Origin of the sequence: Bacillus sp. B4EP4a (assembly GCF_006680105.1) — a bacterium.
Classification (GTDB): Bacteria; Bacillota; Bacilli; order Bacillales; family DSM-1321; genus Peribacillus; species Peribacillus simplex_E.
Genome location: NZ_VHIK01000027.1, coordinates 37,539 through 63,898 on the forward strand (window position 1 = coordinate 37,539; position 26,360 = coordinate 63,898).

General features: G+C 41.1%; 23 protein-coding genes and 1 pseudogene. 21 read left to right on the forward strand and 3 right to left on the reverse strand.

All coding sequences use genetic code 11. The features are described from left to right. Positions 1–213 precede the first annotated feature (213 nt). The 9 genes from FNK51_RS14220 to FNK51_RS14260 all read left to right on the forward strand — a co-directional run bounded on the left by FNK51_RS14220 (position 214) and on the right by FNK51_RS14260 (position 8,611). Positions 214–1,806 carry a spore germination protein gene (locus FNK51_RS14220; RefSeq protein WP_141993770.1) on the forward strand — a complete coding sequence of 531 codons (1,593 nt, stop codon included), beginning with the start codon at positions 214–216 and terminating at the stop codon, positions 1,804–1,806. Between the two features lie 53 nt (positions 1,807–1,859). After that, a complete protein-coding gene (locus FNK51_RS14225; protein WP_141993771.1) occupies positions 1,860–3,047 on the forward strand; it encodes a Ger(x)C family spore germination protein in 1,188 nt (395 codons plus the stop codon). A gap of 14 nt (positions 3,048–3,061) precedes the next feature. Next, positions 3,062–3,265, forward strand: coding sequence for a hypothetical protein (locus FNK51_RS14230; protein WP_286178713.1), 204 nt, complete (start codon positions 3,062–3,064; stop codon positions 3,263–3,265). Between the two features lie 57 nt (positions 3,266–3,322). After that, a complete protein-coding gene (locus tag FNK51_RS14235) occupies positions 3,323–4,423 on the forward strand; it encodes a GerAB/ArcD/ProY family transporter (RefSeq protein ID WP_141993773.1) in 1,101 nt (366 codons plus the stop codon). Between the two features lie 108 nt (positions 4,424–4,531). Continuing rightward, positions 4,532–5,638 carry a GerAB/ArcD/ProY family transporter gene (locus FNK51_RS14240; RefSeq protein WP_141993774.1) on the forward strand — a complete coding sequence of 369 codons (1,107 nt, stop codon included), beginning with the start codon at positions 4,532–4,534 and terminating at the stop codon, positions 5,636–5,638. A gap of 386 nt (positions 5,639–6,024) precedes the next feature. Further along, positions 6,025–6,762 carry an extracellular solute-binding protein gene (locus FNK51_RS14245; RefSeq protein ID WP_141993811.1) on the forward strand — a complete coding sequence of 246 codons (738 nt, stop codon included), beginning with the start codon at positions 6,025–6,027 and terminating at the stop codon, positions 6,760–6,762. 22 nt (positions 6,763–6,784) lie between these two features. Beyond that, positions 6,785–7,255, forward strand: a complete 471-nt coding sequence (locus FNK51_RS14250; RefSeq protein WP_098370887.1) for a COG4315 family predicted lipoprotein — start codon at positions 6,785–6,787, stop codon at positions 7,253–7,255. 78 nt (positions 7,256–7,333) lie between these two features. Then, a complete protein-coding gene (locus FNK51_RS14255; protein ID WP_076368029.1) occupies positions 7,334–7,888 on the forward strand; it encodes an RNA polymerase sigma factor in 555 nt (184 codons plus the stop codon). Continuing rightward, the gene (locus tag FNK51_RS14260; protein ID WP_141993812.1) at positions 7,889–8,611 is read left to right on the forward strand and encodes an anti-sigma factor; all 723 of its coding nucleotides are present in this window, start codon (positions 7,889–7,891) and stop codon (positions 8,609–8,611) included. 208 nt (positions 8,612–8,819) lie between these two features. Here the strand turns inward: FNK51_RS14260 and FNK51_RS14265 are convergent, their stop codons facing one another. Further along, positions 8,820–10,193 carry a sigma-54 interaction domain-containing protein gene (locus FNK51_RS14265; RefSeq protein ID WP_141993775.1) on the reverse strand — a complete coding sequence of 458 codons (1,374 nt, stop codon included), beginning with the start codon at positions 10,191–10,193 and terminating at the stop codon, positions 8,820–8,822. A 280-nt stretch (positions 10,194–10,473) separates the two neighbouring features. Between FNK51_RS14265 and FNK51_RS14270 the strand changes: the two genes are divergently transcribed. The 9 genes from FNK51_RS14270 (at position 10,474) to FNK51_RS14310 (ending at position 20,583) form a co-directional block, all read left to right on the forward strand. Then, entirely contained in the window at positions 10,474–11,493 is a 1,020-nt protein-coding gene (locus FNK51_RS14270) for an NAD(P)/FAD-dependent oxidoreductase (RefSeq protein WP_141993776.1), read from the forward strand. Between the two features lie 22 nt (positions 11,494–11,515). After that, positions 11,516–11,764, forward strand: coding sequence for a ferredoxin (locus tag FNK51_RS14275; protein WP_098370892.1), 249 nt, complete (start codon positions 11,516–11,518; stop codon positions 11,762–11,764). Between the two features lie 87 nt (positions 11,765–11,851). Beyond that, on the forward strand, positions 11,852–12,934 hold the full coding sequence (locus FNK51_RS14280) for an aromatic ring-hydroxylating oxygenase subunit alpha (RefSeq protein WP_063235396.1): 1,083 nt from the start codon (positions 11,852–11,854) through the stop codon (positions 12,932–12,934). Continuing rightward, the gene (locus FNK51_RS14285) at positions 12,927–14,378 is read left to right on the forward strand and encodes an aldehyde dehydrogenase family protein (protein ID WP_141993777.1); all 1,452 of its coding nucleotides are present in this window, start codon (positions 12,927–12,929) and stop codon (positions 14,376–14,378) included. Before FNK51_RS14280 ends, FNK51_RS14285 begins: the two co-directional genes overlap by 8 nt. Positions 14,379–14,396: 18 nt before the next feature. After that, positions 14,397–15,479, forward strand: a complete 1,083-nt coding sequence (locus FNK51_RS14290) for a tartrate dehydrogenase (RefSeq protein WP_098370894.1) — start codon at positions 14,397–14,399, stop codon at positions 15,477–15,479. Between the two features lie 218 nt (positions 15,480–15,697). Then, positions 15,698–17,458, forward strand: a complete 1,761-nt coding sequence (locus tag FNK51_RS14295; RefSeq protein ID WP_141993778.1) for a CocE/NonD family hydrolase — start codon at positions 15,698–15,700, stop codon at positions 17,456–17,458. Positions 17,459–18,004: 546 nt separating this feature from the next. Beyond that, entirely contained in the window at positions 18,005–18,193 is a 189-nt protein-coding gene (locus FNK51_RS14300; protein WP_089363537.1) for a DUF3311 domain-containing protein, read from the forward strand. Next, entirely contained in the window at positions 18,190–19,674 is a 1,485-nt protein-coding gene (locus tag FNK51_RS14305) for a sodium:solute symporter family protein (protein ID WP_098370896.1), read from the forward strand. The genes FNK51_RS14300 and FNK51_RS14305 overlap by 4 nt, the downstream gene beginning before the upstream one ends. Before the next feature lie 213 nt (positions 19,675–19,887). Further along, positions 19,888–20,583 (forward strand): YjjG family noncanonical pyrimidine nucleotidase, encoded by a 696-nt coding sequence (locus tag FNK51_RS14310; protein WP_098370897.1) that lies wholly within the window; start codon positions 19,888–19,890, stop codon positions 20,581–20,583. An 88-nt stretch (positions 20,584–20,671) separates the two neighbouring features. Here FNK51_RS14310 and FNK51_RS14315 read toward each other — a convergent pair whose 3' ends face one another. Beyond that, positions 20,672–21,970, reverse strand: a complete 1,299-nt coding sequence (locus FNK51_RS14315) for an MFS transporter (RefSeq protein WP_141993779.1) — start codon at positions 21,968–21,970, stop codon at positions 20,672–20,674. Positions 21,971–22,420: 450 nt separating this feature from the next. Here FNK51_RS14315 and FNK51_RS14320 point away from each other — a divergent pair, with 450 nt between their 5' ends. From FNK51_RS14320 to FNK51_RS14325, 3 genes and pseudogenes are all read left to right on the forward strand, one after another. Continuing rightward, a complete protein-coding gene (locus FNK51_RS14320; RefSeq protein ID WP_098370899.1) occupies positions 22,421–22,600 on the forward strand; it encodes an IDEAL domain-containing protein in 180 nt (59 codons plus the stop codon). A gap of 289 nt (positions 22,601–22,889) precedes the next feature. Next, positions 22,890–23,018 carry a hypothetical protein gene (locus FNK51_RS27250; RefSeq protein WP_260398103.1) on the forward strand — a complete coding sequence of 43 codons (129 nt, stop codon included), beginning with the start codon at positions 22,890–22,892 and terminating at the stop codon, positions 23,016–23,018. Between the two features lie 135 nt (positions 23,019–23,153). Continuing rightward, positions 23,154–23,333, forward strand: a pseudogene (locus FNK51_RS14325) (antibiotic biosynthesis monooxygenase); the annotation flags it as partial. 1,308 nt (positions 23,334–24,641) lie between these two features. On the opposite strand, the gene FNK51_RS14335 reads toward FNK51_RS14325, so the two are convergent. Then, the gene (locus FNK51_RS14335; protein WP_286178714.1) at positions 24,642–26,045 is read right to left on the reverse strand and encodes a sigma-54 interaction domain-containing protein; all 1,404 of its coding nucleotides are present in this window, start codon (positions 26,043–26,045) and stop codon (positions 24,642–24,644) included. Between the last annotated feature and the right edge of the window lie 315 nt (positions 26,046–26,360).

Below are 26,360 nucleotides of genomic sequence, written 5' to 3' on the forward strand. Positions count from 1 at the left end.
AGAGACGATATATTCGACTAATCTGTAGCCTCGGTTTTTGTTATACCCCTTAGTTATTAATTACAAACAGGTTTACGATTTATTCAATATCAACTTATAACGTAGCTTTTCAATTCTGCTAAATATAAGTTCATGCTGGAATCAGGATTTTCTGTATAAAATACCCTTAATGAAGAAACATAGAAAAATGGAGTTAGAGCGACCTGCAAAAAAATGGGGGTATCCAGCTTGATTCGTAATGTTGGCAAATTGTTAAGAAAAAAGAAAGAAAAAAAATCCCTGGTACAAAATGATTACCTGGATTCCAAGCCTGCAGATTCACTTGATGTGAATTTCAGTCAAAATGTAGAAACACTTCGTTCTGTTTATGATAATTGCACGGATGTCATGTTCCGCTCGTTCTTACTTTTCGGAAAGACTCGGGCGATGCTCATTTACATTGCGGGACTCTCAGACATCGAGGCGATAGAGCAATATGTGCTATCTCCACTCATGCAAGAGTCATCAAAAGAACCACAACCATTAAATGAGTTTATTGAACATAAAATGCCCGTTCCTAAAGTGGTAAAAGTGAATATGTTGGCGGATTGCATTGAATCGATTTCCTCTGGAAACCCGATCCTTCTATATGAAGGGGGAAGCGATGGATTTTCTCTGGGATTGTCCAAATGGGAAAAGCGGGCGATTGAAGAACCTGTGGCAGAGGGGGGAGTTAGGGGGTCACGAGAGGGATTTATTGAATCTCTAGAAGTAAATACGTCCCAATTGCGACGTATTATCAAAAGTCCTGCCCTTAAAATACAATCGATGAAGATTGGAACTCTTACCAGGACAAATGTTTCAATTGCTTATATTGATGGCCTTGCGGATAAAACATTGATTGAAGAGATTACAACTCGGTTGGAACGAATTAAAATAGACGGAATTTTAGAAAGCGAGTACATTGAGGAAATGATCGAGGACAATCCGTTTTCACCTTTCCCTCAGATTATGTCGACAGAACGGCCGGATGTAGCCTGTGCCAGCTTGCTGGAGGGACGAGCTGTCATTCTTGTAGAAGGAACCCCTTTTACTTTAATTGCACCAATATCCTTCTTTTCTTTGATTCAATCACAAGAGGATTATGCTCAACGTTTTATGGCAGGCACTTTTATCCGTTGGTTACGATATTTTTTTATGGGATTATCTCTTTTGCTTCCTTCACTTTATGTTGCTATTTTAACGTTCCATCATGAGGCGGTTCCAACCGCACTCCTGCTAAGCGTAGCAGCATCCCGGGAAGCGGTCCCTTTCCCAGCCTTAGTTGAGGCATTGATGATGGAGATAACCTTTGAAGCACTGAGAGAGGCTGGGGTCCGATTGCCGAAGCAAGTAGGTTCCGCTGTCAGCATTGTTGGAGCGCTAGTGATTGGTCAAGCTTCCGTACAAGCGGGGTTGGTTTCAGCGCCAATGGTCATTGTGGTTGCGATTACGGGAATCGCTTCTTTTATGATGCCCCGTTATATTGCCGGAATTACTTTCCGGATGCTGCGTTTCCCAATGATGCTGCTTGCCGGTACCTTAGGACTGCTTGGCATCATGATGGGGATAATCGCCATAGTCATTCACTTATGCAGCTTGCGTTCCTTTGGCGTTCCATACTTAGCGCCACTGGCGCCGTTAAAAGGTAAAGAGCTAAAAGATGTGCTGTGGAGAGCCCCTTGGTGGATGATGGATACACGCCCGCGTCTCACAGGGGATTCTAATGTATACCGTCAAGCCCCGGAACAGAGTCCAAATCCAAAAAGGGGGAGTGAAACGGAGTGAATAATAGCTGGAGGCGAAAAAGGATATTGGAGAAAGGAAAGAGGCGTCATTTCATGAAAAACGTCCTTCTTTTGCTCGTTATTTGTGGAACGATCCCTTTTCTAAGCGGTTGTTGGGATCGAATAGAAATCACTGACTTGGCGATTGTCACAGCAGCCGCCATCGATAAGAAGGGTAATAATCAAATCGAACTATCCGTCCAAGTCTTTATTCCAAGTTCAATTAGCAGTGGAGGCGGTCAAGGAGGGAGCAGTCAAGGGGGGAGTGGGGTTACGACAATGGTGAGATCTGCAAAAGGCTCCAATATTTCAGATGCATTGTCTAAGCTTCAAAGCAAGCTTCCGCGAAAAATATTTTGGGGACATTGTAAAGTATTTGTATTCGGTGAAAAGTTAGCGAAGGAAGGAATTCAAGAGCAGATGGATTTTTTGCTGCGCCATCCGCAGCCAAGAGAGAAAGCAAATGTGTATGTCAGCAAAGGGGAAGCAAAGCCTATCCTTGAATCTTTGCCACCCCTGGAAAACTATTCAGGGGAAGTGCTTAGAGAACTATCTGATTTACATATTGGGATGCTGGTCACAATACAGGATTTAGATGAAATGTTAACGGGTAAGCCTCAAGCGGCTGCACTTCCATTCGTTAAAATATTGCCGCCGGGGAAAGGGCAAACGAAATTACAGGGAATTCCTTACATTGTTGGAACAGCCGTTTTTAAAAAAGATAAGATGACCGGGACGATGACGGAAAAAGAAACAAGAGGGATATTGTGGTTAAGAGATGAAATGGAATCGTATACCGTGACCTTTCAACCCAAAGGTGTGAAAGGGGAGATTTCTTTAAATCCAGTGACAGCCCAAGTCAAGATCATTCCGCAAATTATCAATGATAAATGGAAATTTTTGGTGAAGGTAAAAACAGAAGGAGCTGTTATACAAAATGAAACGAATTTAGACCTTTCAAGTCCAAAATCTCTAAAAGCTGCAGAACGAGCATATCAAAAAGATATAGAAAAACGCATCGAGATGGCTTTTCTGCATACTCAGGATAAGAAAGCGGACATTTTAGGGTTGGGTAAAGATTTCTATAGGAAATATCCTAAACAGTTTAATAAGGTAGCTAACCACTGGGATGAGATATTCGCGGAAATGGAAGTGGAAATCGATGTTGCGGCCCATATTCGAAGACAGGGCTATATAAACAAACCGGCAGGTTTGTCTGAAAATGAGGTGAAGGACAAGTGAGATGGGGGGCTTTTTTGTGTACAACCGTGATCGTAGCTTTAATCATTTTGTTTGAATGGCCTAAAATGAAAAAAAATCCCAAAAAAGATAAAGTGGCATTTCTTACACTGCTCCTCACTGGCTTGGTTCTGTCCATGTTCAATCTCCCACAGATGTCAGGACCCACTCAATGGGTGGAAATTCTTTTCAGGCCATTTGGAGAGTTTATGGAAAAGTGACTCTATTAGTGGGTGTTGCGGGATTACATTCATACTATTAAAGAAAGGAGGAAGCAGATGGAGAAAGGGAAAATTTCATCATTACAGATGGTATTCATGATGTATCCGACGATTGTGGCAACGGCTATTATCGGGGTTCCCAGCATCACAGCGAAATATGCCAAAACTGATTTATGGCTGTCCCCCATTTTTGCTGCGCTCATAGGGTATCTGACGGTGTATATCGCTTATAAACTGCACCAACTTTATCCAAAACAAACGGTGATCCAATTCACTGAAAAAATCATTGGTCGGATTCCGGGGAAAATTTTCGGTTTTTTACTCTTGTTTTTTTATATCCAGAACACGGGGCTAATCCTTAGAGGCTACGGAGAATTTGTTGTCGGCTCTTTTCTGGTACGTACCCCGATTAGTGTGATCATGGCATCGATGGTGCTTCTGTGTGCGTTCATCGTACGTGGGGGAATAGAAGTGTTGGGGCGAGCTGCTGAATTGTTTGTACCTGTTTTCATTTTTCCAATCTTAATCTTTATCATTTTGCTGATTCCTGATCTTGAATTCAAGAATATATTCCCGGTATTGGCGAATGGTATAATGCCTCCAATCAAGGGTGCGATTGTACCAGGTGGCTGGTTCAGCGAGTTTTTCCTGATGATTTTTCTTCTTCCTTTTTTGGTAGATATGAAAAAAGGGATGAAATCCGGTATGATGTCTGTGTTTGCCGTGATGATGACGTTAATTGTGGTGAATCTTACGGTTCTTTTTGTACTTGGGTCAACAACATCCACAAAGCTTTACCCCTTGATGAATGCATCTCGATACATCAGTGTGGCCGACTTTTTTGAACATGTAGAATCCGCCGCCATGGCGGTATGGATAGTGGGGGCGTTTGTGAAAATTTCCGTTTTTTATTATGCATGTGCTTTAGGTACAGCGCAGTGGCTGAATCTCTCCGACTATCGTCCTGTTGTATTGCCGATAGGGATTTTGATTTTCATATTCAGTTTGTGGTCGTTGCCTAGCTCTGTGGATGTCAGTCGTAATGATATCAACGTCTTCCCTTTTCAAGGAATTTTGATGCAAACGATTATTCCTCTGTTATTGTTGGTGATTGCTGTTGTAAGGAAAAGAAATCATAAAGGAACCGAAACCAGCTGAATGGATTGAAACTCTTTTTTAAGCCGATTGAAGAGTTTATGAAAAGTAAATCTATCTGTTAGCTGCATGATTTCAAATTTACATACTATCACGGAAAGGAGGAAGATGATGGAGAAAGGTAAAATTTCATCTTTACAGATGGCATTCATGATGTATCCGACGATTGTGGCAACGGCTGTTCTCGGTGTTCCAAGCATCACAGCGAAATATGCCAAAACTGATTTATGGCTGTCCCCCATTTTGGCGTCTCTCATCGGGTATGCGACGGTGTATATCACTTATAAACTGCACAAACTTTATCCGAAACAAACGGTTATCCAATTCAGTGAACAAATCATTGGTCGGATTCCGGGGAAAATTCTCGGTTTTTTATTCTTGTTTTTTTATATCCCGATCACAGGGCAAATCCTAAGAAGTTACGGAGAATTTATTGTTGACTCTTTTCTGGTCAAAACCCCGATTAGCGTGATCATGGCATCGATGGTACTCCTCTGTGCCTTTATCGTCCGTGGAGGGATAGAGGCGATGGGGAGAGCTGCCCAATTGTTGGTTCCTGTTTTTATCTTTCCACTCCTCCTTTTAATCGTCCTACTGGGCCCAGATCTTGAATTTAAGAATATATTCCCGATATTGGGGAATGGAATTATGCCTCCAATCAAGGGTTCAATTATACCGGGTGGATGGTTTAGCGAGTTTTTTCTGATGATTTTTCTCCTCCCTTTTTTAACCGATATGAAAAAAGGGATGAAATCCGGGATGATGTCTGTTTTTGCCGTGATGATGACGTTAATTGTGGTGAATCTTCTGGTTCTTTTTGTACTCGGGTCAACAACAGCCACGAAGAATTATCCCATGATGAATGTATCTCGGTACATCAGTTTGGCCGACTTTTTTGAACATTTGGAGTCCGCCATCATGGCCGTATGGATAGTAGGAGCGTTTGTCAAAATTTCTGTGTTTTATTATGCGGCTGCTTTAGGTACCGCGCAGTGGCTGAATCTCTCCGACTATCGTCCTGTTGTATGGCCGATAGGGATTTTGATTGTAGAATTCAGCTTTTGGTCGTATCCTAGCTCTATGGCTGTCAGTCGATATGATATCGTCGCCTTCCCTTTTCATGGAATTTTGATGCAAACGATTATACCTCTGTTATTGTTGGTGATTGCTATGGTTAGAAAAAGAAATAAACAGAGAAAGGGAAGCAAATCAAGCTAACCCTTTCTGCCACTTGGTTTGAGAGAATTGAAAGAGTATGTTTGTCCTACCCTAGTCGCCCTGAATCTAAAGAACCGAAAATAAAACAATTTTTATTAATGCCATGCCCCATTCGAAAATAGATACTTTTTCGAATGGGTTTTTTTGTTATGAGTGAAAAAGTAGAATAGCTGAGGATCATTTTACCAAATTATTTGGCAGTAGGATGATATTCGTTATAGACCTAAAAATAGGGTCAAATATTTGGGAAGAAGTTTTATAAAAATAATTAACAATTTTTTTCAAACCGTTTGGAAGTTTGTCCCGTTATCTATAGTACAAAGGCTTTTTAGAAGGGAGAGAAGAAAGACTTGAAAAAGGTCATTTTTGTCGGGTGGATTTCATTAATGGCAGTACTGTTAGGATTTTCACCGGAAATAGGTACGAAACGGGGGCAAGCTGTCAACGATGTCGTAAAAGTATACGGTCCAGGTGGCCCTCTTGGGCCTATCAAGGAAGTGGCGGAACAATTCACGAAAGAAACGGGGATAAAAGTTGAAGTTACAGCGGGACCTGAAGAAAAATGGATTGATCAAGCCAAACGAGATGCGGATATCATTTACGGAGGGTCCGAGTATATGCTGACTGAATTCATGCATGATCATCCGGAGATCCTTGATGAAAAAACACGTACAGAATTGTATGTACGGTCAGCTGGAATTCTGGTTAGAAAAGGAAACCCAAAGAATATACAGTCATTGGAGGATTTAACGAAGGAGGGCGTAAAGATTGTGGATGTTAATGGAGCCGGGCAACTGGGGCTATGGGAAGATTTGGCTGGAGGAAAAGGATTGATCCCTGGAATTAGCAGGAATATTGACATTTCAGTGAAGTCCAGTGCAGAAGCTATCGATCTATGGAAGGCAAATTCTAAATTGGACGCCTGGATTACATATGAATCCTGGCATTACCGTCTGGCGGATGTGACGGACCTGGTTCAACTTCCTGAAGAAGACAAGCTCTATAGAGGGACCCCGGTAAGCATAACAAGTAAGAGTGAAAACAAGAAAAAAGCAAAACAATTCATTGATTATCTTAAAACGGAAGAATCCCATCAAGTATTTCAAAAATGGGGATGGAAGTAAAATTTATGAGGAGTGAGAGTATATGAAAAAGTGGATGGTATTTTCAGTTTTTATGATGGTCCTAGTTTTGGCGGCATGTGGAAATGAAGCAGATGATTCACCCCAAAATGATCAAGTGGTTAGTGGTACTGCCGATGAAAAAGCAGTAAGCCTAAAATTATTGGAAAGTGAAACAACAGGCGAATACCTGGCTGATTCCAAGGGAATGACACTTTACTTTTTCAAGAATGATAAATCAGGAAAAAGCAATTGCATGGGTGATTGTCTGAAAAAATGGCCACCGTTCATGGAAAGGGATTTTGCCGCCCCTAAAGGATTTGAGGAAAAAGACTTTGGAACCATTAAAAGGGAAGATACAGGGGAAGAGCAGGTAACGTACAAAGGATTTCCACTCTACTATTTTGTGAATGATAAAGCAGCGGGAGATGTCAATGGCGAAGGTGTGAAAAATGTTTGGTATATTGTAAATAACAAGACGGTTTTTCCAAAATAAGAAAAAGGGGACGATCACTGATGGTCGTTCCTGTTACACGTTTTTTCCAAATTTACTTGTGAGGAGTTGCAGGTGCGATTGAAAGAAAAACTTGATAAGGAATTGATGGCATTAGTAATGAAAAAGCATCGTCCTGCTCTGGAAGAACTTTATGACCGGCATATTAAATTAATCTATGGATTTATTTTTAAGTTCACAAATGGAAATGCTGAAAAAACAAAAGAGATTGTGCAGTTGGTCTTTTTAAAGCTCTGGACCACAAAAAGCAGTTACAATCCCGAAAAAGGGCACTTTGTAAGCTGGCTTTTGACCGTTACACGAAATGTGTGTGTGGATTATGTCCGTAAAGACAGCGTTCATATCCGGAATAACAAACACATGGACATGAGCCATCCAATTGACATAGAAGATCCTAATAATGATATAGAAAATGGGCTATTACACAGTGAAATTGCCAATGCAAAAAGTAAGTTAAGCAAGCCGCAAAAAAGGCTGATTGATTTACTGTATTGGAAAGGGTACTCGTTAACGGAAATTGCCAAAATTGAAAATGAACCGATTGGTACCATCAAGAGCAGACTTCACCAGTCGCTTAAATTGTTGAAAAAGTATTTGGAAGTAGGTGGTTTGTAAATGGATAAAGAGTGCACTAACCTGCTTTCATTTTTATCGGGTGAACTGGGAGAAAAAGAAAAAAAAGCATTCACGGAACACTTAATGCAATGCTCTGAATGCACTAGGGAGTATGAACAAATGACGGAAGCCTGGAATTCATTGAAATGGGATTTCGAAGAAATAGAACCTTCTTCTTCCCTGAAATCAGAGGTTATGAATTTTGTCTTTGAGACTGATGATGAAGTTCCGGTGAGAAGGGAAAAGAATTGGAGTAGTTTTTTCTTTAAGCAGTTTACACCAGTCACTTCAGGTCTCTTGCTGGCCACCCTGGTTTTGGCGTTCGTACTGTTATATTCCAATATTCAACTGAAAAAAGAACTTGCAGCTATCGATCTGCCAATGGAGGTTAAAACATCGCTATCTTTGCAGCCTGCCGATAAGACCGCTGTAAACATGAATACGGACGGTGCTGCATACATTTTGCAGCAAGGTGAAGAAAGAAGGTTAATCGTTCAGATTCAGAATTTGCCGAGCCTTCAAAAGTCCGAGGTGTATCAAGTGTGGTTGCTGAAAGATGGAAAACGGACAAATGCAGGAACTTTCAAGCCTGATGAAACCGGCACAGGATCATTGACATACAATCTATCCATTAATGATAAATTCAATCAAATTGGCATCACAAGGGAACCAGATTCAAATAGTACAAAGCCGAGAGGCGAAAAAATAGTTGGATCTTCTTAAAAATAAGAGACTTGCCCGCAAAGGGGAAGTCTCTTATTTACTGTTCGTACCTGAATTTAGATTGATTTAAAATGGAAGCCCGTATGAATTGGAATATAAGTGTTTACCATTCACCATCGATCACTAGCAACGAATGACCAGCATGTTTCGGTTGGGGGCAAATGGACTTGTTTAAGGATAGACAGAGACATTGGCATTTTCATTGTGCCTATTTATTCATTAAGTCCCCACAGTACTCCCGGATCAATGCTGAGGCTTTCGTTTGGCTGATAGAGAGGTCCTTCGCGACTTTCCTTGATGATTTATATGTTTGGTAAGATTTCCTGATCAATATCCGTTTCGTTTCATCAAGTGCTTTATCGAGAGAAGTGGGGAGATCAATCTGTGTGACCTGTTCAACGTTCTCGGTTATCATTTCAGGCAAGTCGGACATTAAAATAACGGAGTCACTTATTAAGACCAACCTTTCAATCAAGTTTTCGAGCTGGCGTACATTGCCAGGCCATGAATAATGAATTAATAGGTTCAAGCATTCTTCCGAAATGACTTTATTTTCATGATATCTTTCATTGAACTTATTTAAAAAATTGTACGTAAGGGGAATGATATCTTCTTTACGTTCTCGCAATGGAGGCAATTGAATATCAATCACATTCAAACGGTAAAATAAATCTTCCCGGAATCTTTTATCATTGACCATTTCTATTAAGTTCTGGTTTGTTGCTGCGACGATGCGGATGTCGACTTTTTTCATTTCACTGCCGCCGACGGGAATGAATTGCTTGTCCTGGATTACTTGGAGAAGCTTTGCCTGCAGAGCGAGCGGTATTTCCCCAATTTCATCAAGAAAGACAGTGCCACCGTCTGCGGATTCAATCAATCCGCGTTTTCCAGTTTTGTTCGCACCGGTAAAAGCACCTTTTGAATAGCCGAATAGTTCGGATTCGAGCAGTTCTTCCGGAATGGCTGCACAGTTGATCGTCAGGAAAGGTTTGCTTTTCCGCTTACTGATCCGGTGGATGAAATGGGCAAGCACCCCTTTTCCCGTTCCAGATTCCCCCTGGATCAAAATCGTGGAATCGGTCGGCGCCACCTTTTCACAAAAAGTGAGGATGCGGTTGATTTTACCGCTATTAGTAATGAATCTCCCCGTTTCATCTTCGTCATGAGTCGATTTTGACTCACTACTTGCTTCATTTGCTTTTAACATTTTATACGTTTGTGTTTCTGTGGATGTAGTGACGACCAGTTCAATTTCCCCCGCATCATTTAAAATTGGAATCGCTGATGTCATCAATTCAGCCCCAATATACGTTTGTTGTTTAATGTAGCAAGGCTTTTTCCTTTTAAATACTTCAGGCACGATGGAGGGCGTCCAGTACCCTTTTTCAAATAAGTCTTCATTATATTTGCCAATGACATCAGTAGGTTTCAACCCATAATGGCGCTCACATGCCTTGTTGACGTAAAGAATCCGCTTTTCGCCGTCAAGGACGAAAATCTCATCTGAGGAATGATCAAGAATTTTTAATAGAGTTTGGAGCGTCATCTCCACACTTTCAGTTGAATCCGTACTTTTCATAGGGTGATCCTCTCTTTTCAAAAGGGAATGAGTGATTTCTGAATAATGTTTCATAAATATCGAGTTAATTATAACTCGAAATGATAACGTTTTCAAATTGAATTCTAAATATTTTGTTTATTAAGGGTGTTTCCCGAGGTTGGCACGCAGATTGCATTATATAAAATTATCAATTGGTGAAATTGACGATTGGCTATGCATGAATCGACATCTAAGCATAGCAGAATTCTAGTAAGCGGAATTATCTTATTTCAAGGAAGACATCTAGGGGGGAATGAATTTGGAAGAAAAGTATGAAGTCTCTGACATCACTATTATCGGGGGAGGACCGGTTGGTTTGTTCACCGCTTTTTATGCGGGGATGCGCCAAGCTTCAGTGAAAATCATTGAAAGTCTCCCACAATTGGGAGGGCAGCTATCTGCTTTGTACCCTGAAAAATACATTTATGATATTGCGGGTTTCCCGAAAATCCAGGCCCAAGAGCTCATCGATCGATTACTGGAACAAATGGGTCAATTCAAAACGGATATTTGTCTTAATCAATCTGTAGAGACCATTGTTCGTACTTCGGATGGGATGTTTGCCATTACGACATCCGAAGAAACACATTACACGAAAGCGATAATCATAACTGCTGGAAACGGGGCATTCCAGCCTCGGAAACTAAAAATTGAAGGTGAAGAAAGATTTGAGAATGCCAACCTTCATTATTTCGTCCAGAATATGAGTCAATTCGCCGATAAGAAAGTGGTTGTGTTCGGTGGCGGTGATTCGGCGGTCGACTGGTCGCTAATGCTTGAACCAATAGCCGAAAAAGTGACACTCATTCACCGCAGGGATAAATTTCGTGCCCATGAACACAGTGTAGAGCGTTTGAAACAATCCAAGGTGGAGGTCTTGACTCCTTATCTCCCAGCCGGATTGATCGGGGAAGAAAATATAGAAAAAGTGATTGTGACGGATGCAAAGAGTGGAAAACTGTTCGAATTGGAGGTCGATGACGTTCTTGTCAATTATGGATTCGTATCATCAATAGGGCCAATAAAGGATTGGGGTCTTGAAATCGAAAACAATTCCATCGTTGTCAATTCTAGAATGGAAACGAATATCAAAGGCATATACGCAGCAGGAGATATTTGCACATACGAAGGTAAGGTGAAGCTGATTGCTAGCGGGTTCGGTGAAGCTCCAACAGCAGTGAGCAATGCAAAAGTTCATATCGACCCAAGTGCGAAAGTGCAGCCGCTGCACAGCACGAGCACAATGGGAGGTAAAGAGAAAAGCACAGCGTCCGTTTAATTATGTAAAAGGGGGAAACCACATGGCTACATACACAATAGTTGACCAGGAGACATGTATCGCTTGCGGGGCATGTGGAGCGACTGCACCGGAAATTTTTGATTATAACGATGAAGGAATCGCCTTTTCAATCCTGGATGCTAACACAGGAATAACTGAAGTATCCGAAGATCTGGAGGAAGACTTGGAAGATGCTTTTGATGGTTGTCCGACAGATTCGATTAAGTTGGCGACGGAACCTTTCGCCAATATACCAGTGTCAGCCGGTTGAAGCGGAAGGTCGGATCAATTAAAAAATATCAAATTTTAATAGCTAGTATGGCAGGGATGCTAGTAATCATTTAGGGGGAAATGAATGATGGCTTATAACAAGGTGGAAAATGTAACAAATCGTACATTTGAAAGAACATTGACATATGACAAATACACGGATCCGAAAGTTCTCGAAAAGGAAATCGATCTAGTATTCTCTAAATCTTGGCAGCTTGTGGGTCATGTCAGCCAATTGGAAAAAGTGGGATCATTCTTTACGACAGAAGTAGCCAACGAGCCGATCATAGTGAACCGCGGCCAGGATGAGGTGATTCGCGCTTTTTATAACGTTTGTCCGCATCGTGCCACTAAGCTTGAAAAAAGTGAATCAGGAAAGAAGAAAATTTTACAATGCAGTTATCATGGTTGGACATTCAAATTGGATGGGAAATTGAACAAAGCGCCGAATTTTAAAGGAGAAGATGAAGCCTGTGTACAAGATGCCTGTTTACGCTCCGTTCGCATGGAAATCTTGGAATCTCTAATTTTTGTAAACTTGGATGATAATGCAAAACCGCTTAGCGAATCCTACGGCGATTTCTTTGACCGTTTAAGTAAATACCCGTTTTTAAGTGAGTTAAAAAGAACAAGCCAAAAAACGAGGGTGATCAAGGCAAACTGGAAAGCGTTCATAGATAACTATTTAGAATGTGACCATTGCCATGTAGCACATCCAAGCTTTGTTGCAGCGCTCGATATGGATGATTACCAAATCATTACTTGCGATAACTATTCACTGCAAGGTTCGATCGTTAAACCGGATAAAAATTACGGAACGGTCGATTTAAATCAGGCGGAAATGCAAGGTGGATCCTTTTTCTGGCTGTGGCCTAACTTGATGTTGACCATCTATCCAGGTCCCGGAAATATGGCAACCATTCAAATGGTTCCGATTGATCACGAAACGACTTTGGCTGTTTACACATATTATTTCCGCGATGAGAATTTGACTCAGGAAGAGAAAGATCTTGTTACGTTTGCCGAACAAGTCCGACAAGAAGATGTGGAACTTGTAGAGCTGGAACAAATCGGTTTCCGCTCCCGTGCCTTTAACAAAGGTAGATATTCTTCTTCGGAAAAAGCAATTGTTCAATTTCATGAAATGGTATTGGAGGCCCTAAATGAGTAAATTAGCGAATCAATTTAAATCGGTGAAACAATGTCTGATGATCAATGGCGAAAAAGTTGAAACGGAAAACTATGCCCCGCTATATTCCCCTTTTTCCGGGGAAGAAATCGCCCAAATTGCCATGGCGGATAAAGAGCTGACCGAAAAGGCGATTGCAGCCGCCTACAATGCGCGCGAAGTCATGGCAAAAATGCCAGCTTATCAAAGGGCGGATATATTGGAGAAGGCTGCTGCGTTATTAATGGAGAATGCGGAAGAAGCGGCAGAAATCATTTCCCGTGAATCAGCCAAACCGATCATGTTCGCAAAAGCGGAAGTTGGAAGGACCATCGAAACGTATAAGTTCTCGGCTGAAGAGGCTAAAAGGATTCACGGTGAAACAATTCCTTTTGATGCAGCCATAGGCGGTGTTGGCCGAATTGGTTACACGTTAAGAGAGCCGATCGGGGTCATTGGTGCCATCACCCCATTTAACTTCCCGATGAATTTAGTGGCGCATAAAGTCGGACCGGCAATAGCTGCAGGGAACACCATTGTTTTGAAGCCTGCTTCGCAAACTCCGCTGTCCGCACTTTTCATAGCAGAAATTTTTGAAAAAGCGGGTCTGCCGGCTGGCGTATTAAATGTAGTGACAGGTCCGGGCAGCACGGTCGGAGAAACGATTGTAGAAAACGATCGGGTAAGCATGATCACATTCACAGGCAGCCCAAGCGTCGGAATCGGAATCCGCAACAAAGCGGGTTTGAAAAAGACCACACTTGAACTTGGCTCGAACTCGGCTTTAATCATTGATAAAGATATAGATATCGATAACATTATCGATCGTTGCATCATGGGTGCCTTCTCCAATCAGGGGCAAGTCTGTATTTCATTGCAACGTGTATATGTACATGAAGAAGTGTATGAAGAGTTTGTCGAAAAATTCACTGCTGCGGCCAAAAAACTTAGAATTGGCAATCCATTGGATCCGGATACTTATATTTCCGCCTTAATCTCCAAAGGGGAAGCAGCACGTGTATTGGGCTGGATTGAGGAAACTAAAGGCAGTAAGGCAAAGATCGCAGCAGGGGGGAAATTGCAAGGTGACATTCTTGAGCCGACAATCATTACAGATGCGGATCATACGCTAAAAGTTTCATGCCAGGAAGCATTTGCTCCGGTTGTCATTGTAAATAAAGTGGGTTCAGTGAAGGAAGCGATTGATCAAGTGAATGATTCCCGCTTTGGCTTGCAGGCCGGGATATACACAAACAATGTGAAAAACGCATTGTACGCATCAAGGGAATTGCATGTAGGCGGTGTGATCATCAATGATGTGCCGACCTATCGTGTCGATCAAATGCCATACGGCGGAGTCAAAGAAAGCGGGACTGGTCGTGAAGGCATTAAATACGCTGTGGAAGAAATGACCGAAATGAAATTGGTCGTTTGGAACCAAGACTGAAAATCGAGGAGATCATTTATGAAACAATTCAAAATTGCGGTCATCGCAGGAGATGGCATTGGCCCTGAAGTGATTAATGAAGGCATAAAAGTATTAAAAAAAGTGGCTGAACTGGATTCAGGTTTTCAATTGGATTTCACATACTTCCCATGGGGCTGCGAATTCTATGCCGAAAATGGTAGAATGATGGATGATGATGGGATCGAAAAGCTGAAAGCGTTTGACGCGATTTATTTGGGAGCGGTCGGGTTTCCGGGCGTTCCAGACCATATTTCACTATGGGAGCTATTATTGAAAATCCGTAAAAGTTTTGATCAGTATGTCAATATCCGGCCCGTGACATTATTAAAAGGGGCTCACTTGCCTCTTGTTGATGTGAAACGTGAAGATATTGATATGCTGTTCATCCGCGAAAACAGTGAAGGTGAATATTCTGGCGCAGGAGATTGGCTGTTTAAAGGGCAGGAACATGAAGTTGTTCTGCAAAACGGTGTGTTTTCCCGTAAAGGGACGGAAAGGATCATCCGATATGCTTTTGAAACCGCGAAAAAAGAAGGCAGATCGCTCACGAGCATTTCTAAAGCCAACGCCCTGAATTATTCGATGGTTTTCTGGGATCAAGTATTCGAAGAGGTCAGCAGGGAATATCCCGAAGTCGAAACGGCTTCATATCTTGTCGACGCAGCGGCAATGCTGATGATCAAAGACCCGAAGCGCTTTGAGGTCGTTGTCACTTCGAACCTGTTCGGTGATATTTTAACAGACTTAGGAGCAGCGCTTGCTGGAGGAATCGGCCTTGCTGCCGGTGCCAACATTAATCCTGAAAGGGAATTTCCATCGATGTTCGAACCAATTCACGGCTCAGCTCCTGACATTGCAGGCAGGGGTATCGGAAATCCGCTTGCCTCCATTTGGTCAGCAAGCCAAATGCTCGACTTTTTTGGCTATGAATCACATGGTAAGGTTGTTCTTGATGCGATTGAGCAACTGTTGCTGGAAGCCCGGGTACTCACACCCGATATGAATGGCACGGCATCCACTTCCGAAGTGGGGGACCGGGTAACGGATATCATCGAGTCAATCATTTTATCCAAGGTCTGATGTGAATTGATAAAGGATCATTCAATATACTTGAATGGTCATCGGAATATAATGATGCATCCAAGTGTTAAGCCAATCGTTTATAAAAAAGGAAGAGGCCAAGGCTTGGAAAGAAAAGCACTTGGTCTCTTTGTTTTTACGAAAGGAACACAGAATGGGGATCATTAATTCAAAGTCAAAAGTAACTCAAAACAATGGTATAGCTAAGAGGAGCGGTTATGATGAAAAAAGTTGAAATAGTTGTCGAAAAAAATGTGCCATGCACGATGAGGGACGGTACCGTACTTTATGCGGATGTATACAGACCTAATTTGACTGGGCATTTTCCGGTGTTATTGACCAGGCTTCCGTACAGTAAGGACTTACCGCTCTATTCCCATCGTTATTTGGACACCCATCGTCTTGTTGAAAATGGGTTCGTTGTCATCATACAGGATGTGAGAGGACGATTTCAGTCAGAAGGAGAATTCCGGCCATTCAGCCAGGAAGCAGATGATGGATACGACACAGTGGAATGGGCGGCTTCACTCTCGTATTCTACGGGAAAAGTGGGCATGTTTGGCCTATCCTATTATGGATACACGCAGCTGCTTGCAGCAGAAAAAAAACCTCCACACTTAATCGCCATTTTTCCAGCAATGACGCTGAATGACCAAAGAAATGGAACGGTTTATCGTAATGGGGCTTTTGCTCTCGGCCTTTTTGAAACGTGGACATTGGAATCGATTATGCCTGATTTGCTGAAGCGGAAGTATGAAAAAAATAAGGAAATGACTTCAGAATTTCGAATGCTTGCTGACTCCCTCAACAATATTGAGGAATTGTATGCATATGCACCTATTAATGATTGGCCGCCATTAAAGGTTCTGGACGAAGATAACTTTTTCTTTGAACATTTGAATCACCCAATCGAAGACGAAACTTATTGGCAGAATTCAAGTATTACTGGGAGATTTGATAGGATACAGCTGCCTGCTTTTCATTTGGGCGGTTGGTATGATTGTTTTATCGGCCCTACTCTGGAAAACTACGTGGAAATGAACAAAGTGAATGGCCAACTAAGCAATACTCAAAAACTTATTGTTGGTCCATGGAGCCATGGCCTTTTTTCCTCGGTCCAAGGTGAACGCTCTTTTGGAGTGCACGCGTCCGGGGATTGGATTAACCTTGAAGAAGATATTACCAACCTTCATATTCGCTGGTTTAATCACTGGCTGAAAGGCATCGAAAATGGTATTGAGAAGGAAGCGCCCGTGAAAATATTTGTGATGGGGATTAATGTATGGCGTGATGAAATGGAATGGCCACTTGAACGGACTGAATATACGAGTTATTATTTGCACAGTAATGGAAAAGCGAATACGAAAACAGGTGATGGGCGCTTAAGCAGAAATGAGCAGGAGGGTGAAAAGACGGATTCATATATATATGATCCCCAAAACCCTGTACCGACAAAGGGTGGAGCTACACTTTTTTTCGGCCCACTTACAATGGGGCCATATGATCAGAGCGAAATCGAAAAGCGGAACGACGTGCTTGTTTATACTTCTGAGCCATTGAAAGAAGCACTTGAAGTAACAGGTCCGGTTAAAGTGAAGTTGTTTGCATCAACTGACGCAGCGGACACTGATTTTACTGCAAAGCTTGTGGATGAATCACCGGATGGCACAGCGCTTATTTTAACCGAGGGAATCGTCAACGCAAAATACCGGAACGGCCATCGAGCTGAAAAAGAACTGGATGGGGAAATCGTTGAATACGAAATTAACTTGTGGGCTACAAGCAATGTATTTCTTCCAGGTCATCGAATCTTGCTTGAAATTTCATCGAGCAGTTTCCCGCAATATGCCCCCAACCCGAATACAGGGAAATCAATGATTGAAAGCAGTGAAACAAAAACGGCCAGACAAACGATTTATCATAGCAGGGAATTTCCTTCTCACATTCTATTGCCAATCATTCCTACAAGTGAAAAATGATTATAAATGCAGGGAGGAGACTTCCTTATGTTTGGTTTTCAACATTGTCACCTGTTTAATGAGTTAAAAACAGTTCAGGTGAGGTGATTAAAACTCAGGAATCAGATGATCAATATTAAAAAAACAAAATTGTAAGGCCATTGGGATTCTTAAATCACTAGTATTAAAAGAGTTATAGGTGAATGGTCATGAATAAAAGCGATTGGCATAACTCTTGCAAATAATAAAAGGAAGGGGGGATAAGTTCATCCATTATAATAGATTCCAGGCATAAGGAAATGACATAACAGATGATGCATAATTTTGTCTCTTATGCTATATGTAAGCCAGGGAAAAGGTGATTACACTGGAATCCGACCTGCAACCTTAATTAGAGAGAAAATGATAATAGCAGTTTGAAAATTTGTAATATTGTTTCTTTTTTTGAGGTTAGTAGTGAAGCTACTGCCATTGTGAAGGTGGTTAAGGAACAAGGTGCATAACCCATTTTTTTAAGCGCTTTCACAGTCGTTTCATTAACAGATTTATTAAGAGGGGGACTTCAATTTGAAGAAAATCATTGTGCTGCTCAGCGTCATACCCGCGATTGGCTCATTATCCGTGATTAACCGTGTGGAGCCATATATATTCGGTTTGCCTTTCATTATCTTTTGGTCCACAGCCTGGCTTATTTTGACATCCATCTGCCTTTATATTAGCAGTGTGATCTGTGATAGACAGGAGGAGAATAAATGAACAGTTCCATATTAATCATCATCATGACTCTTGTTTTGGCTTTTTACTTAGGTATCCGCGCAAAAAAGGGGCGCGAAATGAAGCTTGACCAGTGGGCAGTCGGGGGGAGGAACTTCGGTTCTTTAATCATGTTCGTTCTGATGGCAGGAGAGATGTTTTCGACTTTTGTGTTTCTTGGCGCCAGCGGAGCGGCATACCGTATGGGCGGTCCCACTATCTATATATTTTGTGCTCTTACTTACATCGTTCCTTTCTGGATTTTACCCCCTATTTGGCGCTATGCGAAAAAACATAATGTGCTGACGCAATCTGACTTTTTCACAAAAAAGTATAATAGTAAGCCATTGGGACTTCTGGTTGCTGTTATCGGGGTCCTATCAATGATTCCCTATATCGTATTACAATTAAAAGGCTTTCAAATCATCGTTTCCGAAGCATCATATGGATTGATTCCCCCAACGGTTGCTGTTTGGATCGGAATGCTCTGCGTAACTGTTTTTGTATATGTGTCAGGTATTCATGGTTCGGCCTGGACGGCAGTATTGAAAGATATCCTCATTCTTGTCGTAATTGTGTTTTTGGGCATTTATTTGCCAATACATTACTTCGGTGGAATACAACCAATGTTCGAAACTCTTGAAGCAACAAAACCGGGATTCTTATTGCTTCCGGATGAAGGGTTTAGCATCTCTTGGTATATTTCCCTTTGCCTGACCATCGCATTGGGCCAATATATGTGGCCGCATTGCTTTGGAGCGAGTTTATCTTCCCAAAACGAATCGGCTCTCAGGAAAAACTCTGCCATTTTACCTCTGTATCAAATCATTCTGGTTTTCATTCTTTTTATCGGTTTTACGGCGGTTTTGCAGATACCGAATCTACAAGGCGGAGATACCGACCTTGCCTTATTTAAAATCGCGAAAGATGCTTTCCCGCCCTGGATTGTTGGCGTTGTCGGAGCAGCAGGCATGCTTGCAGCCCTTGTACCATGCTCGATGTTAATTTTGACGGCAGCCACGATTTTATCAAAGAATATTTATAAAGCCGTTAAGCCTGACACATCGAATGAACAGCTTGCCAAACTAACCCGTATATTTGTTCCAATCGTATCATTGGTCTCCTTAATCTTTACATTCTATGGAGGTAATACGATGATTGCGTTACTGACCATGGCTTACAGTTTTGTCCTGCAGCTTTTCCCTCCTTTAGTATTCAGCTTGCTTAAGAGAAATCCGGTAAGTAAAGCGGGGGCCTCTGCAGGAATGATTTTAGGGGTGGTGTTGGTCGCTTACTTTACTCTGGCAGAGGCAACAATGGCCACTTTATTACCGAAGGCACCACATTTCATACAGGATCTTGATATAGGGATCGTCGCCATTACCTTTAACCTTATCGTCATGCTGGCTGTTAGTGCTTTTACAAGAAAAGACCAACAAATGGTTCAGGAAGAAGAGCCGGTTAAACGAATAATCACTTCTTGATCAATGGAAGCGTGGTATTGGAAACCGTCCTATTCACCTTATCTTCTATGACTATCGATAAAGAATTGGGGTGCGTCTTCTATAAAGAACCATACAAAAAAGGATAGCCTTTAAAAGCTATCCTTTTTGTAGTTTTCAACCATTAATTTGCATTATTAATACGTAACTAAAGGAAATGTGTTAAGTTGGACTAAAATGATTATGGAGGCAGCGATGAAATACGAGATTATCTTATTTGATGTTGATGATACATTGCTAGACTTTGGGATATCGGAAAAAAAAGCACTGCATGAAGTCTTCTTGGAGTTCGGTTTGCCCACAGGGGCGGAGGATTATGCGGGATGCTACCAAGAAATCAGCCAGGTATTATGGAGGGACTTGGAACAGGGGCGTATTGATTTAACAAATCTGGGAGTGGAAAGGTTCAAGCGATTGTTCCTGAAGCATGGGCTTGATATCGATGCGGATGCGTTCAGCGGTGCGTACCTTGGACATTTGGGAAAGGAAATACATCTTCTGCCCGGGGCTTTAGAGGTTTGCGAGAAGCTTGGAGGATGCCGGCTGGCTATTATAACAAATGGCTTCACAACAGTGCAGACAGCAAGAATCGGGGGGTCACCCCTTTGCAATACCTTTGAGACTTTGATAATTTCCCAAGAGGCTGGGTTTCAGAAGCCTGATAGAGGGATTTTTGATTATGCATTTTCCAAGTTAAAGATCACGGATATATCGAAAGCGTTGATGGTGGGTGACTCCTTGACATCAGATATACAGGGCGGTTTGAATTATGGAATGGATACATGCTGGTACAATCCCCATCAAAAGGATAATAATCTGGGAATCAAGCCCACATATGAAATCCGGACGCTTTCTGATCTTTTGGATATTGTAGGAAGCAAGGAAGTATAGCTAGGTATATGCATTCAAAATAACAGAGGCCGCTCGTCCATGATAGGACGTGCAGCCTCTGTTATTACTCATGCCAGAGATTTTATAATCAGTTCAAATCCAGCTCATGTGGTTTGAGTGTTTTATCCTTTTCCATCCTTCTGCTGAAATGCGGTGATAATATACAAAGCGCCAGGGAAATTGCGAGACCTGCCATCATGAATCCGCCAAATACCAAAGGGGATGGGCCATATGATTCAGCCATGGCAGTCCAGATGAGCGGACCGAAACCTGCAATGGCTGCCGCGACCTGATAACCGACAGATAATCCAGTATAACGGACCTTGGCTGTAAAGAGCTCTGAGAATAATGTCCCTTGTGTAGAAAAAATGGCTCCCCAGATGACGCCGAGTACAACTGCCTGCATAATGTAGAACCAGCCAACCCCACGCCCAATCATTGTGAAATATGGGATGGCCAAGACGAAAAGGAGAATCAGGCCCCCAAAATAGATGATTTTTCGATTGATGAAATCTGAAATGTAACCAATGACAGGAATGGTAATTAGCATTGTAGCGCAGCCAATCGTTAAACCGGTAAGGGCTGAATCTTTGGAATAACCAAAATACAGTGTAGTAAAGACGAGAACATAGGACATGATGAATACATTGAAGAACCCGTCCCCAATTTTTAGTCCGATCACTTGCAGCACACTTCTCCAATCGTGTTTCAACGTTTCAATAATGGGAACCTTCGCAAGATCACCGCTATCTTTCTGCTGCTGGAACTCCGGCGTTTCTTCAATGCCACTCCTTACCCAGATTGCCAATGCGATCAGTACACCGCTTAAAAGAAATGGAATCCGCCAACCCCAAGCTAAAAATTGGGCATCGGTTGTCAAGGAACTGATAAGGGTTAGGCTGAATGAACCGGCAACCAAACCGATGGGGACCCCTAGTTGGGGAATGGATCCATATAACCCACGGACACCCTTTGGAGCAGATTCCGTTGCCAATAGGATGGCTCCGCCCCATTCACCTCCCAAGGAAATTCCTTGAATCAACCTCAGCACCACCAAGATGGCGGGGGCGGCCAACCCAACCTGGGCATAAGTGGGAAGAACACCGATAAGCATTGAACTCCCTCCCATACCAATAAGGGTGAACATGAGTGCTGCCTTCCGTCCGATGCGATCACCCATATGGCCGAATAGGATACTTCCGATTGGCCGGGCAGCGTAACCAGCCCCGAAAGTGACAAAGGCGAGAAGAAGTGAAATCGCAGGATCATGATTGGGAAAGAATAGAGTTGTAAAAACTAGGCCTGTTGCTGTCCCGTATAAATAGAAATCATACCACTCAATAACGGAACCAGCTAAACTAGCGAAAAGAACGCGACTTTTTTTCATGGAAATGCTCCTTTAATGCGTAGTATTTCATCAAAATTGTTTACAGCAATAAATAAAGCTGAAATGAACAAAAATGATGCTAAAGGAATATAAGTAAAAAAATGGATTATTTAGATTATTTTAGAGGGCCTTTCCATACCGGTCAATATATTTCTGATTTTTCTGAAAAAATGAAGCGAATAACATAGCTCTCATCACCTGTATTGGAATATAATTCGTTCTAAAGTAATGGGAATAATGATTTAATCTTCCCGGATAAAATGAAAAAGTCTTAACTAAGGTGGAGAATTAAACTCAAAACATTTAGAATTTTTTATGTATAGAAGAGTGGCAAAGTGGAAATCATGTGGATAAGGAAATGAAAAAGAGGAAAGGATAAGATTTAAAGAAATAATAATAATCTCCAAGTTATTTAGTATAATAGAAAAAAGGTTAAGGAGTTGGTTTCGTATGGAGAAGCAATTGCCAGGAACATCGCTTGAACCTGAAGAGATGGCTGAAATGGTTTTAAAAAAGGCCCTTAGTGATTACCGGAGAGCACAAATCGAAAAAGAAATCGATGACTCATTAAGAAATCGTGATAAGGAAGAGTTCCTTCGTTTAACTGAAATATTGAAGGGCATTTCATGAAATTTCATACACTGTGAACAAGACAAGTAGTAATGATATTGAAAGTACACCTAAAAGCCAGCACTGCTTGATAATTTAAATATGATGAAGATGAAGCTTTATATAACTGGAACATTCTAATTAAATAGCAATCTATAGTATTATAATATTTTACATTGTAAGCGCTTTCTTGTATAATCAAATAAAGAAAACGATGGAGAGTAGATGTAAGTGGACTAATGGCGGGATACACAGGTATTAGTGACTGAAATGTTCATGCACCGGGATAATACTAAAAGGGGGAAAAGATATGAAAAAGGATGGAGTGTCGTTAATTGAATTTGTTCAGGATGATCGATTTGAACTGAGCTCCTATATTACTTCTTTATTTAACAAACTTAATGACTATGTTCCCAAAAGTCTTAAAGATAAAAGGTGAATGACAATAAAAAATGGGTCAGGAAGATCTGCATGACTTTCTGATTCATTTTTTATTTTGTTTTTGGGATTAGAGTTCTGAGGCCCCAAGTCAAAGGCGCAATAATTGATAATGAGCATCGTTATCGACTAGGTGAAAAAAGTGCGACGCGGCGATGAAGAGGTCATCATTATGATCAATTGGAAGCAGTGGGAAAAGAGTGAAGCCCATATCGCAGGCCATAAAGCAAACCTTGGGAAACCAAAGCCTGAATATATCGTCAGTTCGGAAGGATCATTATATGAAGTGAAGGCTATTAAAAAGGCAGTGAAATAACTTACTATCCTTTTTTTAGATTCCGTACATTAGAAAAGTTAAGTTACTGGGTGGAATATCACATTTCTCAACTATCGTGTCGCATAGGGATGCGGAATGGTGGCCGTTCACATACAATAGCTTACCTTCACTAAAAATTCAGGCTCCCATTATGGGTGCCTCTTTTTGTTGATGGAATCATCTCAAAATAGGTTTATGTTATTTCTAATCTGCTGATATAGTAAAATATTTTTTTAGAATGGTGTCTTTGATGGAAAAGTGAAGAGTGGGAGAGCAGGAAGGTCGTTTAGTATGTTAATATTTATGAACTAATAAGTGGTTTAGTTCTAAGGATGGCTAGGATTCCTAAGATAAAATCAATTAAGTTTAGAAATATTAATATTTAAAAATACCATTAAGATGTCTTTAAAGTAGTGGTTAGTTTATCTGAAACCAAGACCGGTCCCAGTTGGGATTTGATTACGATTCGTGCGCCAGGTTAGGTGTTCACCTTTTTCTTCAGGTGGAACCCCTGAAAGAAATGAAATCGATTTTATTTGACGACGATCCTTATATTGGCTTGATGGTCAAAAAAAAATATTAAAAAGGCAACGAACCTATTGCTGACATTAATGAAAGGCGGAACCATTGAAAAGAAAAAATTCGTTCTGGAAGATGAGTTGATCATCCGCGAATCTTGGGGTTCCAAATTGGAAAAAAGCTTGAATGCATAAAATGTTTGACAAGATTGCTATGTTAGTAATTGAAGGCTTCCATTTATGGGAGCCTTTTTGCATGTCGACTAAGATGTGAAAAAACCACATTTTGGGGGAAACATACAAGGATGAATTTTTCAGTATGAATTATTGAGTCTATAAAGCAGAGAAACAACCGGAGCTACAGGAGCGATAGGAATAACAGGTGAAACCGGTCCAACAGGAATAGTGGGGGCAACCGGTTTCCGCTTATGAGTAACAAAAATTCAGGGTCATTCACAGTGAATGGAACCAACACTGTGTTTACCGTTCCTGTGAATGGTCGCTAACAGGTGTTGCAGAAGCTTCACTGACTATCATTCGTTTAATTAATGTAAACTTTAACCGTAATAATATGGAAACGTAAATGATATTTGTGAATCCCATTCATCTTGAATGTGGATTTTTTTTGATTGAATGTTTAGGGCTTTTTAATTGGCCTTATTTCCGATTCAAAGTTTTCACTTTGAATTGCCGGCATATAAGGTTTCAAAAAGCGCCCTTAGCTTGAATTCATTTATGACTAAAGGTTAAGGACCATTCAAGGTCAGCAGGGATTCTAGTCCAGATGAAATTACAAATACTTTTTGTATTTCTTTAATTTATAGATGACTGTTGGCTGGCTGATGCCCAAATGTTCTGCCATTTCGTATGTGGTTTTACATTTTTCCCATGCTTTTGCAATCAGTTGCCTTTCAACCTTTTCCAGTGTCTTCTTTAAATCGAAATTCTCTTTACAATCCTGTTCGATTGCAAGGAAGTTGGAGTCTTCAGGCTGTTCAATTTGCCCTGTGATGGATTGCGGAAGGTGTTCGGGAAATATAATTGGTTCTTCGATGGTCAGGATCAACCGTTCAATTAAGTTTTCTAATTCCCGTATATTTCCGGGCCAATGATAATGAGTCAAAACTTCATAAGTCGATGGATGGATTTTTTTGAATTTCTGGTATTTATCACTGGTTTTCTGTAAGTAATGCTGAATTAAGAGAGGGATATCTTCTTTACGTTCATGTAATGCCGGAATTTGGATGGGAATCACATTCAAACGATAAAATAAGTCCAATCTAAACTTACCTTGACTTACCATCTCCTTCAAATCTTGATTAGTTGCTGCAACCAGGCGGAAGTTAATATGGTTTTCTTTTTTTCCACCGATGCGCTTTATCTTTTTTTCCTGTAATACTTTCAGTAATTTAGCTTGCATGGCAAGTGGGAGTTCCCCGATTTCATCCAAGAAAAGAGTTCCGCTGTCAGCCTGCTCAATCAGGCCTTGCCTCCCTTGTTTATTTGCCCCTGTAAATGATCCCGGCTCATAGCCAAATATTTCCGATTCAAACAAGCTATCAGGTATCGTACTGCAATTCACTTCGATAAAAGGTTCTTTCTTTCGGTTGCTTTGGTCATGAACAGCACGGGCAAAAGTGCTTTTCCCTACCCCGGAAGGTCCTAATAAGAGAATCGTGGCATCGGTTTTTGCAACATTATGGATCGTTTTTAAAATATGCTTCGTTTCATTACTTCTAGCAATCAAATAATGGTAATCCAGTTCCTTTTCTCTTAAATCCTCGACTTCCGTTTGATAGCCTTTTACTTTTCGTTGTAATTGTTCAAATTGATCCTGCAATTGCAGGATCTCGGTTTGATCCTGACCATAGCTGATTACCCTAACGAGAAGTCCTTCCTTATTAAAAATGGGATAGCCAGTCGACATGACAACATGACCCGTTTTCGTTTCCTGCATTATGCGCTTCGCTTTCTTTTCTTTTAAAACAATCGCATTGATGGAAGGTGTGAGAAGGCCCTCGCTTTCTAATTGATAGACGGAGGTACCGATATAAGAGTCACTTTCCATACCATAAATCTCCCAAAGCTTTGGGTTGGAATATAAAATGATTCCATCTTGATCGGTAATGAGAATGTTATTATTCGATGTTTCAATAATCTTATTTAGTTCTTCCTCCAGCATGTCGTCGTACATACATTCCGCTCCTTTCGGTTTTGGGATGCTGTTTAATTAAAATATAAATCAAATAGTCTAAATAATCAAAAATTAAATCAAAAAACAAGAAAATGATTAAGTTTTTAATCATTTGATGAAACAAAATAATGAAAAGCCTTATATACCGCAGCGAAATAGTTGGCCTGAATCTTGCTTAAGTAAAAGGTAAGAAGAGAATTTCCAAACAAGGTGTTATATAAGTCCATTCTATTTGGATGGAAGTTTGTATGACATCTGCCATTGCAGTGGAGTGAAAAATAATAATAGCAGAATTAGAATTTAGGAGGATGTTAC